The organism is Amycolatopsis sp. (assembly GCF_036008905.1).
Taxonomy (GTDB): Bacteria; Actinomycetota; Actinomycetes; order Mycobacteriales; family Pseudonocardiaceae; genus Amycolatopsis.
Map to the genome: position 1 here is coordinate 15,595 of NZ_DASYMU010000142.1, position 13,545 is coordinate 29,139.

Annotated in this window: 13 protein-coding genes; 10 read left to right on the forward strand and 3 right to left on the reverse strand. The window is 67.6% G+C overall.

Annotated elements, in window-relative coordinates:
- Positions 1–24 precede the first annotated feature (24 nt).
- Positions 25–750, reverse strand: a complete 726-nt coding sequence (locus tag VGP60_RS24550; protein WP_327550430.1) for a FadR/GntR family transcriptional regulator — start codon at positions 748–750, stop codon at positions 25–27.
- 200 nt (positions 751–950) lie between these two features.
- On the opposite strand from VGP60_RS24550, the gene VGP60_RS24555 reads away from it, so the two are divergent.
- The 9 genes from VGP60_RS24555 to VGP60_RS24595 all read left to right on the forward strand — a co-directional run bounded on the left by VGP60_RS24555 (position 951) and on the right by VGP60_RS24595 (position 10,517).
- On the forward strand, positions 951–2,021 hold the full coding sequence (locus tag VGP60_RS24555) for an amidohydrolase family protein (RefSeq protein ID WP_327550431.1): 1,071 nt from the start codon (positions 951–953) through the stop codon (positions 2,019–2,021).
- 11 nt (positions 2,022–2,032) lie between these two features.
- Positions 2,033–3,109 carry an extradiol ring-cleavage dioxygenase gene (locus VGP60_RS24560; RefSeq protein WP_327550432.1) on the forward strand — a complete coding sequence of 359 codons (1,077 nt, stop codon included), beginning with the start codon at positions 2,033–2,035 and terminating at the stop codon, positions 3,107–3,109.
- Complete coding sequence (locus tag VGP60_RS24565; protein ID WP_327550433.1) at positions 3,109–3,954, forward strand: alpha/beta hydrolase; 846 nt, start codon at positions 3,109–3,111, stop codon at positions 3,952–3,954. Before VGP60_RS24560 ends, VGP60_RS24565 begins: the two co-directional genes overlap by 1 nt.
- Before the next feature lie 8 nt (positions 3,955–3,962).
- On the forward strand, positions 3,963–5,246 hold the full coding sequence (locus tag VGP60_RS24570; protein WP_327550434.1) for an aromatic ring-hydroxylating dioxygenase subunit alpha: 1,284 nt from the start codon (positions 3,963–3,965) through the stop codon (positions 5,244–5,246).
- Positions 5,243–5,758 carry an aromatic-ring-hydroxylating dioxygenase subunit beta gene (locus VGP60_RS24575; protein ID WP_327550435.1) on the forward strand — a complete coding sequence of 172 codons (516 nt, stop codon included), beginning with the start codon at positions 5,243–5,245 and terminating at the stop codon, positions 5,756–5,758. Before VGP60_RS24570 ends, VGP60_RS24575 begins: the two co-directional genes overlap by 4 nt.
- Before the next feature lie 8 nt (positions 5,759–5,766).
- Complete coding sequence (locus VGP60_RS24580; protein ID WP_327550436.1) at positions 5,767–6,549, forward strand: SDR family NAD(P)-dependent oxidoreductase; 783 nt, start codon at positions 5,767–5,769, stop codon at positions 6,547–6,549.
- A 117-nt stretch (positions 6,550–6,666) separates the two neighbouring features.
- A complete protein-coding gene (locus VGP60_RS24585; RefSeq protein WP_327550437.1) occupies positions 6,667–7,794 on the forward strand; it encodes an acyl-CoA dehydrogenase family protein in 1,128 nt (375 codons plus the stop codon).
- A 24-nt stretch (positions 7,795–7,818) separates the two neighbouring features.
- Entirely contained in the window at positions 7,819–9,021 is a 1,203-nt protein-coding gene (locus VGP60_RS24590; RefSeq protein ID WP_327550438.1) for an acyl-CoA dehydrogenase family protein, read from the forward strand.
- Entirely contained in the window at positions 9,018–10,517 is a 1,500-nt protein-coding gene (locus VGP60_RS24595) for a GMC family oxidoreductase (RefSeq protein ID WP_327550439.1), read from the forward strand. Before VGP60_RS24590 ends, VGP60_RS24595 begins: the two co-directional genes overlap by 4 nt.
- Before the next feature lie 125 nt (positions 10,518–10,642).
- Here VGP60_RS24595 and VGP60_RS24600 read toward each other — a convergent pair whose 3' ends face one another.
- On the reverse strand, positions 10,643–11,089 hold the full coding sequence (locus VGP60_RS24600; RefSeq protein WP_327550440.1) for a hotdog fold thioesterase: 447 nt from the start codon (positions 11,087–11,089) through the stop codon (positions 10,643–10,645).
- A 147-nt stretch (positions 11,090–11,236) separates the two neighbouring features.
- Here VGP60_RS24600 and VGP60_RS24605 point away from each other — a divergent pair, with 147 nt between their 5' ends.
- Positions 11,237–11,671, forward strand: coding sequence for an organic hydroperoxide resistance protein (locus VGP60_RS24605; protein WP_327550441.1), 435 nt, complete (start codon positions 11,237–11,239; stop codon positions 11,669–11,671).
- A gap of 53 nt (positions 11,672–11,724) precedes the next feature.
- Here the strand turns inward: VGP60_RS24605 and VGP60_RS24610 are convergent, their stop codons facing one another.
- Positions 11,725–13,383 carry a class I adenylate-forming enzyme family protein gene (locus VGP60_RS24610; RefSeq protein WP_327550442.1) on the reverse strand — a complete coding sequence of 553 codons (1,659 nt, stop codon included), beginning with the start codon at positions 13,381–13,383 and terminating at the stop codon, positions 11,725–11,727.
- Positions 13,384–13,545 lie beyond the last annotated feature (162 nt).

Consider the following 13,545-nt stretch of genomic DNA (forward strand, 5'->3'; position numbering starts at 1 on the left):
GGGCCACCTTTCATGGGTTTCGGGTCAGATCGGGGCGACGATCTGGGGAGACCGGGATGAGTCCGTGGTGCGCACCATGTCCCGCCCGTGCACCTCGATGACCTTCATCAGCGCGTGCCGGTCACGGTCCCGGATCGCGGCGATCATGTTCGCGTGGACCTCGACGCTGTGGCGGTGGACCCGGTCCCAGTTGTAGACCGCTTCCACCCGGACGAGGGTGGACGTGAGCACCACGACGATCGTTTCGTACAGGCTCACGAGCATGTCGATCCGGGAGGCGCGGCCAATGGCCAGATGCAACCGCATGTTCGAATCGAGGAACGCACGCGGGGATTCGGCCCGGCGCATCTCTTCGAGCGCCCATTCCATGTCCGCGATGTCGTTCGGGGTGGCCCGCGCGAGCGCCACCTCCGAGAACAGGTTCTCGAGGTACATCCGCGTTTCGAAGATCTTGACCGGCTCGGTCGCCAAACCCTGGAACCAGAGGTCGAGTGCGCCGAGGCGGATCTGCGGCGCCTGGCTCGCCACGAAGACGCCGCCCTTCGGCCCGGGGCGAACGGTCACCAAACCACGGTCGCGCAGCAGTTGCAGGGCCTCGTTCAGGACCGACGGGCTTACTTCGTGCTTTTCGATCAACTCGGCGCGCCTGCCGAGGAACGTGCCGACCGGCGCGCTGGCTTTGTACACCCCGGTCTCGATGGCCGCCGCGACTTGCTCGGCCCGGGACTCCCGCACCTTTCGAGCAGCCATCCACGGCTCCTTGATCCTCGAGTATTTCCCACTATTAGTACGAATCTATCGTAGCTGACTTTCTGCAGTCATGGAGCTTGACAAGGCGAAATGTGGGTCACCGTTCCAACTGGCGGCACAACTTCTTGCATTGTCCATGAACATTTGACTTACTTCACCAAGTAGGTAAGCGGCCGCTGCGGTGATTGGACGAGTGCTCGATGATCCCCCGGATTCCAGCTGACGACGCGATGGGCCGTCTGACGGGCATCGCGGCGCCGGGCGGTCTCGTCGACATTCACACGCACGCGATCGACCCGGACATTCCGGATCTGACAGGCAGGTATCCCGGCGCGTGGCCATCGGTGGAGCGTCTTCCGGACGGCCGGGCGCGGGTCAGGATCGGCGGCGTCCGGTACCGCGACGTCGACGAGCGGTGCTGGTCCGTCGAGCGCAGGCTTCGTGACATGGATGCCGAAGGCGTCGCCGTGCAGGTGCTGTCGCCGATGCCCGCGACGCTTCTCCACTCAGCGGATGCGGCCGGTGCCGCCGAGTTGTCGCGCGCGCAGAACGATTTCCTCGCTACGCTCGTTTCGAAGGCGCCCGACCGCCTGCTCGCACTTGGCGCGGTGCCCCTGCAAGCTCCGGAAGCCGCCGCGAAGGAGTTGGCGCGCTGTGTCGGCGAGCTCGGATTCCTCGGCGTCGAGATCGGCACCAGGGTCGCCGGGCTCGAACTTGCCGACGAAGCACTGGACCCGTTCTTCCGAGCCGCCGCCGAGACCGGGGCGCTGATCTTCATCCACCCGGTCGACGCCGACGTCGATCCGCGGCTCGGTCCGCTGGGGCTCGGATTCGGGGTCGGGATGCCCAGCGAGACCGGGCTCGCGGCCGCCGGCCTGCTCACACCGGAGGTCGCGCAGCGGCGCCCCGCCGTACGGCTGTGCCTCGCCCACGGGGGAGGCACCCTGCCCAGTCTGTTGCCCCGGATCGACAAGGGGGAGCGGCTCCGGGATCGCGAAGTTGCCGAGGTCACCGGCGACCGGGCTCGCTCCCTGTACTGCGATTCCCTGACCTATGACCCGGACGGGCTCGCACTGGCCGTCCGGAGGTTCGGCGCCACACAGGTCCTGCTGGGCACCGACTACCCCTTCATCGCTCGTGAACGACCGGCCGGCGCGGGCCTCGAAGCGGCCGCGGACCGGCTGCCCGAAGACGTGGTCGCGGCGATCGGCCGGGACAACGCGTTCCGGCTCGTCGAAGACCTTGCGACAGCTCGCTCGACATCCACCTAGAAAGGAACGCCATGGGAGAGATCCTCGGCCTCGGGCTGACGCACTATCCGCTCCTCGCGGTGAAGGACGAGTACATGTCCTCACTGCTACGGAAGACCAAGCGCGATCCCGGTATCCCGGATGCGGAGAAGGATCCCGCGTCGTGGCCCGAACGCATGCGGGCCGAGTGGTCCGACGACAGGGGGCTGGCGGCGGCCGCCGAGCACCGCGCACAACTGCGTGCCGGTCTCGAACGCTGCAAGCAAGCCGTGGACGAGTTCAAGCCCGACGCGCTCATCGTGTTCGGCGACGACCAGTACGAGAACTTCCGAGAAGAGATCATCCCGCCGTTCTGCGTGCTGGCCTACCCTGACACCACGATCGAGCCGTTCGCGCCGATGCACGAGCTCAAGCTGCCGAACGCGTGGGGCCTGCCGGAGGACACGTCGTTCACCATGCGCACGAAGCCGGAACTGGCCAAGTCCGTGGCACGCGGCCTCATCGAGTCCGGCTTCGATATGGCCTACTCCTATCGGCCACGGGAAGACATCCACTTCCCCCACGCCATCGCGAACACGCAGCTGTACCTCGACTACGAGAACGCCGGCACCAAGTTCGACTACCCGATCTTGCCCGTACTGGTGAACTGCTACGGCGAACACGTCATCGCCCGCAAGGGCGGGATGGCGAAGTTCGCTGACATCGCGAAGGGGGAGGATCTGGACCCGCCCGGTCCCTCGCCCTCTCGCTGTTTCGAGCTGGGCCGTGCGCTGGCGAAGACGCTCAGGGCCGGTCCGCACCGGGTCGCGATCGTCGCGTCGTCGAGCTGGTCCCACGCGTTCCTCAACGACAAGGCGTGGCACCTGCGGCCGGATCTGGAGTCGGATCGGAACCTCTACGACGCCCTCGTCAAGGGCGACGTCGACACCTGGCTCAAGGTCACCACCGCCGATCTCGTCGGCGCCGGTCAGCAGGAGATGCTCAACTGGTTCTGCCTGCTCGGCGCAATGACCGAGATCGGGGCGGAGCTGTCATGGTCTTCGCTGGTCGAGACGTACATCTTCAACTCCGACAAGTGCTTCGCGATCTACGGTGAGGGTGGCGCGTGATGACCCAGACCATCAACGGCGTCGAGAGCAAGTTCGTCGACGCCGGCGGAGTCAAGACCCACTACCTGGAAGCAGGTTCCGGCGAGCCGGTCCTGCTCCTGCACGGCGCCGGACCTGGGGTCACCGCTGAGTCCAACTGGTCGGAGACGATCCCCGCGCTGGCGGAGCGCTACCGGGTCCTGGCCCCCGAGATGATCGGCTTCGGCACCTCGGGCCGGGCTCCCGAGCTGCACTACCGGACGTCGACCTGGGTGAACCATGTCGTGTCCTTCCTGGACGCGCTCAATCTCAGCAATGCCAACTTCGTGGGTAATTCGCTCGGTGGCATGGTCAGTATCTTCATCGCGCTGGAGCATCCCGAACGAGTGAAGCGCATGGTGCTCATGGGCGCGCCCGGCGTCGGCCTGCAGATGACGGAGGGCCTCAAGGCCCTGCGCGCCTACGAGCCTTCTCTCGAAGGCATGCGAGACCTGCTGCGCACGCATTTCGCCTACGATCCGGCGATCGCGACGGACGAGCTCATCCAGCGGCGCTACGAGGCCAGCGCGATGGCCGACGAACACGAGAACTACCGCGCGATCCACAAAGGACAGTCCTCTCGGGACAATCCGCCGCTCAACGAAGAGGTCGTCCGGAAGATCGAAACCCCGACACTGCTGGTGCACGGCCGGGACGACCAGGTGCTCTCGGTCGACATCAGCTGGAACATGGTCCGGCTGCTTCCGCGCGCGGATCTGCACGTCTTCCACGATTGTGGACACTGGGCCCAGCTCGAACGATCCGGCGAGTTCAACCGGCTCGTGGGCGACTTTTTCGCCAGCACCGATCAGAAGTCCTGCGGTTAGGAGCCATCGTGAGCCTTCTCGACGATCACGTCGCCGTCCAGCCCGGTGTGGGCGTCGTGGACGAGGACCTGGAGAAGCAACGCTTCCGGGTACACCGTTCGTCCATGACGTCGCCGGAGATCCTGCAGCGCGAGCTGAAGGAAGTCTTCGAGCGGTGCTGGCTCTACGTCGGACACACCTCGGAGGTCACCAGCCCCGGCGACTACGTCCGAAGGTCCGTCGGCGGGCGGCCGATCTTCATGGTCCGTGGCCAGAAGAGTGGCGAGATCAAGGTTTTTCACAACACCTGTCCGCACCGGGGCGCGGTGGTGTGCCGGGCCGACGCCGGCAATACCAAGGTCTTCCAGTGCTTCTACCACGCCTGGACCTTCAACACCGAAGGCAAGCTGACCGGTATGCCCGGCCGCGACGCCTACGAGGGAGGTCCCGACTTCGAGGGCCTGTCGCTGCGCGAAGTTGCTCGCACCGAGGAGTACCGCGGGTTCGTCTTCGCCTGCTACGACCCGGACACCGTCGACCTGGCCACCTACCTCGGGGGTGCCAAGGAGTATCTCGACCTCGTCGTCGACGCCATGGACGAACCGGAGATCGTCAGGGGCAGCAACCAGTACAGCATCGACGCGAACTGGAAGCTGCTGGTCGAGAACAGCATCGACGGCTACCACGGCCCTTCGACGCACGACACCTACGTCAAGTACCTGATCTCGCAGGGCACCGATCTCAAGAGCGGAGCCGGAGCGGGTAACGCCGGCATCGACCTCGGCAACGGGCACGGCGTCATCGAGTACGGCGCGCCGTGGGGACGGCCGATCGCCAAGTGGGACCCGCTATTCGGCAAGGACGCCGCGCCGGAGATGGAGCGGGCAGCCGCCGGGCTTACGGCCCGTTTCGGTGCGGAACGGGCGCGCAAGATGACCCACACGAACCGCAACCTGCTGATCTTCCCGAACCTCGTGCTCAACGACATCATGGCCGTCACCGTGCGCACCTTCATGCCCACCGCACCCGACCACGTCGAGGTCAACGCCTGGGAGCTCGCGCCCCGCAACGAGCTGCCCGAAGTCCGCGCCCAGCGGCTGGACAGCTTCCTGACCTTCCTCGGACCGGGCGGCTTCGCCACCCCGGACGACCTGGAGGCGCTCGAATCGTGCCAGCAGGGGTTCCGCAGCGGGGGCGTCGAATGGAGTGACATCTCCCGCGGGATGGGGCGTCGCGCCAAACACGACGACGAGGAGCAGATCCGCGCGTTCTGGCGCCGGTGGCAGTCCTACCTGGACGGAGGGAACCGATGAGCGCCTCGGTCGAGCCCACGCTCGACAATCTGCAGCTGGTCGGCCGCGAACAGGTCGAAGACCTCCTCTACCGGGAGGCCGAGCTGCTGGACCGCTGGAAGCTCGACGAATGGCTCACCCTCTACACAGACGACGCGTCGTATGTCGTCCCGTCGAATGACCTGCCCAGCGGGCGACCCGAGCGGGATCTGGTGCTGATCGACGACAACCGCGTCCGGATGGAGGCCAGGGTCGAACGGCTCAACAGCCGCAAGGCACACCGTGAGTATCCGCATTCCAATACCAGCCACCAGATCACCAACGTCCGGCTCCGGCCGGTCTCCGGCGGGCTACTCCCGGTCAAGGCGGAGTTCGTGGTCTGGCGTTTCCGCAATGGCCGCGAAGACCGCTACATCGGCCACTACGAGATGCTGCTGGTCCTCGTGGGTGGTGAGCTGAAGATTCGCTCCAAGCGCCCCGTCCTCGCGATGACGACGCTGCGGTCCGCCGGCGACGTCGCGATCATCCTGTGAGCGCGGCGATGACACTTCCCTTGCAGGGCAAGACCGCCATCGTCACCGGCGGGGCCACCGGGATCGGGCTGGCGATCTCCCGTCGGCTCGTCGACGACGGCGCGCGACTCTTGGTCGCCGCGCGCTCGAAGGACGAACTCGACGCGGGCCTGGTCGCGTTGACCGACCTCCCAGGCGGGCAGGACGCCCACGGCTTCGTCGGCGACCTGTCGCAACCCGACGCGGGGGACGACCTCCTGGAGGCCGCGGTCACGGCGCTCGGCGGCGTGGACATCCTCGTCAACAACGCCGGCGGCGGGGTCATCCGGCCGACACTCGAGCACACCGAGCGGTCACTGCAGGCGACCATCAACAACAACCTGTGGACCACGCTCCGGTGTTGTCTCGCGGTGCTGCCGCACATGCGGGGGCGTGGCGGCGGGCGGATCGTCAACATCGGCGCCGAGTCGGTCCGCAACGGGCTGCTCGACCACGCGGTCTACAACGCTGCCAAGGGCGGGGTGCACGGTCTCACGACCGGGCTGGCGCGAGAGTTCGCGCCCGACGGGATCACGGTCAACGTGGTCGCGCCGTCCTACGTCAGAACGTCCCAGGCGGCCGAAGCGGTGGCCGCGGGGACTTTGCCCGAAAGCGTGAAACTCGTGCTGGAGCAGGCGGTCAACCTCATTCCGATGGGGCGGCCCGGCGAGGTCGACGAGGTCGCCGCCGCCGTTGCTTTTCTCGTGCGCCCCGATGCCGGGTTCGTCACCGGCCAGGTGATCGGAGTGAACGGCGGCAGCAGCATGGGGTGAGGATTCGCCCGCGAGTTCCGCCCAGGGAAATCGAGCCTGCCGGCTCGACGGCCGTGTGGGACAACTACCTAGTCGAACAACTGAGTGCGGCTTTTGCCGGGATCAGCAGGAGGATTCATGGTCAGTCTGGCCGTGCAGGACGGCACCGAAGAACTGCTCACCGTCGTCCGCGACTTCGCCCGCTCGCGTGTCCGAGCACGAGCGGCCGAGGCCGAGGACGCGACCGCGACTCCGCTGGGGCTCGCGTCCGAGCTCCACGAGATGGGCGTCGCACCCGCGATCGCGGAGGAGTTCGGCGGACAGGGAGTTCCCGGCGCGGTGGATTCCCTGTTCATCGCCGAACGGCTGGCTTACGGTGACGCGGGGATCGCGCTCGAGCTGCTGAGCTCCAACCAGGCCGCCGCGCTCATCGCCGCGACGGGGAACGCCGAGCAGCGCCGTCGTTACCTTTCGCGATTTGCCGTGGAACCGGGGCTGGTCGCCAACGTCTTGTACTACGAGGGCTTCGGCCGCGGCCCGTCCGAGCTGGAGACCCGGGCTGTGAAGTCCGGCACGGACTGGACAGTGAGCGGTCTCAAGACCACTGTCGTCCGGCTCGGTGATGCCGACCTGTCGGTGCTCGTGGCCAGGACCGACACCGGCGAACTCACCGCGTTCGTTCTCGAGCCCGAGCAGCTCACCCGGCTGACCGTCGCCCGTGATGACCAAGTGACCGGGAAACTCGGACTTCGCGCCGCACGCACCGGCATCGCCGAGTTGCCAGGAGTGACGGTGCCCGAATCCCAGCGGCTCGTCGCGGAGCACCCGCTCGCGCTCAGCCGAGCCGTCGCGTTGTTCCGTCTGCAGATCGCCGCGCTGGCGCTGGGCGTGGGCACGGCGAGCCTCGATTACGCCCACGCGTACACCTCGGAGCGGATCGCCTTCGGCAAGCCGGTCATCAAGTACCAGGGCGTGGCGTTCCCGCTTGCCGACTCGGCGATGACGCTGGATGCCGCGAGGCTCGATGTCATCGCGTTGGTCGCGGACCTGGAGCATCTCGACAACGCCGCTGAGATCGAGCGGCGCACCACACTCGTCGTGCAGCGCACCGCCCGCACGGCGCTGGACACCACCCGAATCGGTGTCAACAGTCTGGGCGGGCACGGCTACCTCTCCGACCATCCCGTCGAACGGTGGTACCGCGCGGCCACGACGCTTTCGGCCGTCGACTTCGACCCGCTGGCACTGGATTCCGACGTTATCTAGGCCCCTAGAGACTGGAGTACGCACATGGACCTGAGTCTCTCCCCGGAGACGAACAAGCTGCTCGGCGAACTGCGCGAATGGTCGATGAGTGAACTGCGGCCGTTCGCCAGGGAGGCCGACCGTACGCACTCGATCCCGGAAGGCGCCGTCAAGGCGCTGGAAACGTGCCCGATGCAGACCAGCCCGTTCGGCGGGCGGGTCGAGTACCCGCGGCGCAACGAACCGTCCTTTGTGGCCAGTGAGGCCGACGGGACCTACGTGTTGTCCTATGCGGTCGCCGAGGAGATGGTGTACGGCGACGTCCTGGCGCTGGTCATCACCAAGGGCAACGGCATCGGCGGCAAGGTCGTCAGCTTGATGGGCAACGACGAGCAGAAGGAACGCTGGGCGGGCGGCCTCGACCGGGGCGAGTTCCACTACTCCGGGTTCGCGCTCACCGAGCCGCACTGCGGATCCGACGCCGCCGCGCTGCGCACGACCGCGGTCCGCGACGGTGACAACTACGTCATCAACGGGCACAAGCAGTTCTGCACCGGCGGCTCGATCTCCGACTTCGTCGTCGTGTTCGCGACAGTGGACCCATCGCAAGGCTCCCGCGGTATCCGTGGTTTCGTCGTCCCGAAGGGCACCCCGGGGTTCAATGTCATCCGTGCCAACGAATCCAAGCTGGGCAGCCGGGTCTTCTCCACCAGCGAGCTCAGCTTCGAGAACGCCGTGATCCCGGCTGAGAACATGCTGGGCTGGCCCGACCCGGACGCCGCGGGCTTCGTGAAGGCGATGGAGACGCTGAACTCCACGCGCGGCTCGGTCGGGGCAATGGCGACCGGCCTGGCCCAGGCCGCGGTCGACCAGGCCGCGTCCTACCTGGTGAAGAACCGCACCAGCTTCAGCGTCGGCCGCGCCGCCCGTTTCGCCGACGAGCTCGAGCGGATGAACTCCGCGCTGATGACCAGCCGCTACCTCGCCCGCCGCGTCGCCTGGAGGATCGACCAAGGTCTTCCGCACACGAGCCAGGCTTCGATGGCGAAAGCCTACGGACCCCAGGTCGCCGAACGCGTCGCGGCGCGCGTTCTCCAGCTGATGGGACCGGACGGCTACTCCGAGGAGTATCTCGTCGAGAAATGGCATCGGGACCTCAAGATCCAGGACATCTGGGAGGGCACCGGAAACATCCAGCGGATCGTCATCTCGAGGGCGCTGGGCACCACCGGATTCCTGCCGGCGTGACGGCACCGGACGCGCCCGACGTCATCGTCGTCGGCGGCGGGACGAGTGGCTGCGTCCTGGCCGCTCGCCTCAGCGAGGATCCCTCCAGGTCGGTTCTGCTGATCGAGGAAGGACCCGACGACGCCGACTACGACCGAACCGTCACCAGCCCGGCATACGCTCAGACCGTGTCCCGGCAACAGAAGTTCGCCGAGGGACTGCGGCTGGACGTCGACGACGCGAAGGTGTCCCTCGCCCGCGGCCGGGTGCTGGGCGGGACATCGGCGGTGAACTACATGGCCACGGTGCGTGGCAGGCCGGGCGATTACGACGGCTGGGCGGCCAGGGGAAACCCGGGATGGTCCTGGAACGACGTACTTCCCGCGTTCCGGCGCGCCGAGCACGACCTCGACTTCCCTGGCAGCTCGCTGCACGGTGATTCCGGGCCGCTCACGGTCCGTCGCTGGTCGGATGCCACCTTCGCCCCGGCCCACGCTGCCTTCCAGCACGGCCTGACCGAGGTCGGAGTGCCGGCGGTGGCCGACCTGAATGACGTCGGTCAGCTTCCTGGCGTCGGCCCGTTCCCCGCGAGCGTCGAGCCGGTCAGCGGCGCCCGGCTCACCGTGAGCCGGGCCTACCTTGACGCGGAGGTCCGGGGGCGCCCCAACCTGCGGATCCGGACTGGTGCCCGCATCGCCCGGATCCAGGTCGACGGCCGCCGGGCGACCGGGGTGGTCACCGGCGACGGCGAAGTGCTGACCGCGGGGGAGATCGTCGTGTCCTGCGGTGCGGTGCAATCCCCGGCCCTCCTCCTGCGTTCCGGCATCGGCCCGGCCGCCGACCTGCGTGCGGCTGGTGTCGAGCCGGTATCCGACCTGCCAGGAGTGGGCCGCAACCTGCAGGACCACCTCGGTCCCGCGCTGCTTTACCGCGTCCGCGGCGACGGAGCGGGTAAGGGTGGCCCCGCACAGACAGTGTGGGCCGATCCGAACATCCACGTCTTCCCTGTCCTGCTGCCCACGGAGGACGGCACCGCCGACACGAAGACCTTCGCCGTGCTGGTCTTCTCGCTGCGGCCGGAGAACACCGGCAGCGTGATGCTGCGCCCGAACCAGCCGGACCGGCGCCCGCTCATCCGGCTTCCGCACCCAGGTGCCCGCGAAATCGAGGCGCAGCAGCAGGCGTTCGACGTCCTGGCTGCCTGGGAGAACAGCACAGTGGCCAAGGAGGTCTCGCTTTTTCGGATCGGTGACACGGGAAGCCTGGCTCGGCCAGGAGCCGCGGCAGCCGCGTCACGTTCGGGCCTGGCCAGCTATGCGCACCTCACGGGCTCGTGCGCGATGGGCCCGGACTCCGACCGGCTGGCCGTGCTCGACACGGCGTGCCGCGTTCGGGGGATCGAGGGGCTCCGGGTCGTCGACGCTTCGTCGATGCCGACGATCCCGGCCGGGAACACCTATTTGACCTGCGTGATGATGGCGGAGCGGGTCGCCGAGATGATGGGCGGCGGCGTTTAGTCCGGTTCTGAGGTGCCACCGTGGTGGCACCCTCAGCGCGAATACACTTTCTCGCGAAAGTGGCTCGCCATTGTGGCGCCTTGGCTGTGAAAGTCTCGTTGTCGGTCAGCTGACAAATGGCCGCACTATTGCTCCGGCAGCAATACTGGAGGCCGGTCGCGGAGTAGGCAGCTCAGCCGGCTTGTGCAGACCGGCTTTCCCTCCTCGTCCTCGACCACGATGGCGATGCTCGCCATTGACTTGGTGATCGCCAATACGGTGGCCGTGCCCGTCACCAGTCCCGCCTTCGCGGACCGGTGATGCGTGGCGTTGATCTCTACGCCGACGGCGGTCTTGACGAAGCCGGTCGCGAGAACCGCGAGCGCGGACCCGATCGTCTCCGCCAGCACCACGCTCGCGCCTCCATGGAGCAGGCCGTACGGCTGACGATTTCCCTCGACCGGCATCGTCGCCACTATCCGCTTTGCGGAGGCTTCCGTAACCACGATCCCGAGCCGGGACGCCAACTCCCCGCTGCGGCTGTTGAGCCGCTCGACGTCGGCGGCTGATTCCTGGTTGCTCTGCACGGTCATCGGATAATTGTATCGGCCGATTTCTCCGGTTGACAGCCGAAAAACTGTGGCGATAGTCGTTCTGGCAGCTGGAATTCGGCATGGGACAACCAGTTCGCGCGATTAACGTGTCCGCTGCGCTCTTGTACCGACCTCGGAGGAAACGCCATGAAACCGCTCTACATCGCACACGCTCTCGCGACCGGTGACGGCCGCAACGGCCGGGTCGCCTCTCCGGACGGCCTCGTGGACTTCGATCTCGCGCTGCCCAAGGAAATGGGTGGGGCTGGTGGTGCGCCGAATCCCGAACTGCTTTTCGCGGCCGGTTACGCGTCCTGCTTCCACAACGCGCTGCGACTCGTCGCGAAAAAGGCGAAGCAGGACATCGAGGGCTCCACCGTGGGCGCGGACGTGACCATCGGCGCGAACGGTGACGGTGGGTTCGGGCTCGCGGTCGTGCTGGAAGTCGGCGTGCCCGGCCTGCCAGAGGAGGCGCTGCGCGGGCTCATCGAGACCGCCGACCGTATCTGCCCGTACTCGAACGCCGTCCGCGGGAACGTGACCGTCGATATTCGCGTCGGCGCCACCGCCTCCGTCGGTTGAGCCACCGGTGCCGGTGCGGAAGCGCAGGCGCTCCGCACCGGCACCGGGCACCATCATCCGGTCCGCCTGCCTGCTCGCCGCGCTGCCTCGGCACGCAGCGGTCCCTTGACCACCTTGCCAACGGCCGAGGTCGGTAATGATTGCACCACCACAACTTCGCGCAGCTTCTTGTAGTGCACCACCTGGGCGTTCACCGCATCGGCGAGCCGGCCGGGATCCAGTGCCTCCGGGCTCGCAGGTACCACGAACGCCACCGGCACATCACCGACGTCGGGATCCGGCGCCCCGACGACCGCCGCGTCCCGGACGCCGGGGTGCTCGCGCAGCAACGCTTCCAGCTCACTCGGATATACGTTGTAGCCCTTGTAGATGAGCATGTCCTTCTGACGATCCACAATGGACAGGTAGCCGTCCTCGTCGAGCACGCCGATGTCGCCGGTGTGCAGCCAGCCGTCCCGCAGGATCTCCTCGGTCGCGTCCGGACGGCCGTGGTAGCCGAGCATGATCTGAGGGCCGCGGACTACGATCTCGCCCCGCCCGTCCTCGGTTTCCTCGGCGTCGTCGGCAGGCGGAAGCAGCCGGATCTCGGTGTCCGGCATGGGAACCCCGACACTGCCACGTCGGCGCTGTTCACCTCGCCCGGTCGGGTTGCCGACAGCGGCCATGGTCACCTCGGTGAGTCCGTATGCCTGAGTGATCACCGCCTCCGGAAACACCGCCGACAGGCGATCGGCGAGCACCGGGGCCAGCGGTCCGCCGCCGCAGGAGACAAGTCGCACCGACGCCACGTCGTGGGAACCGCTCTCCAGACGTGCTGCCAGCGCCGCGAGCAGCGCCGGTGCCCCGCTGATGGAACTCACCCGTGCGGCTTCCACGGTGGCGATGAAGCTCTCGGGATCGAAGCGTTCAGGTATCAGGGAAGTGGAGCCCTGCAGTGCGGGCAGGACGACCCCGCCGATCAGCCCCATCGCGTGGAACCACGGCGCAACGGCGATCACTGTGCCGGTCCCGAGCCGCACCGGCCAGTCGGCTGCGCCGCCGATCTGGTCCAGCACGACACCCCCACCAGGCCCGATACCCGGTAGTGATCCCGTGGCCCAGTAGGAGAACTGGAGGGCGTTGCAGACGACGCTCCGCTGGCTGACCAGCACGCCCTTCGGTACCCCGGTAGTTCCGCCGGTGTACGAGATGTGCGCGACCGCCGTCGCCAGGTCCGCTGGATGGTGGGGCACCCAGCCGTCCAGCGGGGCCCCCTGCGGGCGCAGGTCGTCCGGTGTCACAACGTTGACGCCGTCCGGTGCGGGGAAGTCGTCATCAGGCACGGTGATGACGAGCCGGGCTCCACAGTCCTCGATCTGGTGCTGCGCTTCCGCCGGTGGCTGGCGGGGATTCACCGGACTGGTCGTCAGCCCGCACAGTTGCGCCGCCCAGTACATCTGGGCGAACTCGATGCCGTTGGGCAGGCGAATGACCACGACGTCGCCGGGGGCGAGCCCAGCGGCCCGCAGCGCCGTGGCCGTGGATCGGCTCCGCGACCACAGCTCCGACCAGGTGACCGAGTAGCCGTTCTGGCGCAGCGCGACCCGGCGAGGCCACCGCCACGCGGCTCCGGCGAGGATCGCCCACACCGGCGCGCGCGGGTAGTCGAGGCGCCGGCCGGACATGCTCCGCTGTCCGGCCGGGGTCGACGGCCGGTCGGGTGCCTCATCCACGATGGTCCTCCTTTGGTGAACGGCGTCCGTGCTTCTGGCCGATCTCCGGAGTCTGCGGATGGGTGGCGGTGACGGGATGCCGGATTCCACCGTGCGACACCGGATGAGTCACATCTCGCCGGTTCTGTCACCCGGAACCGGCGGTTGTGGATCGGCGGCCCG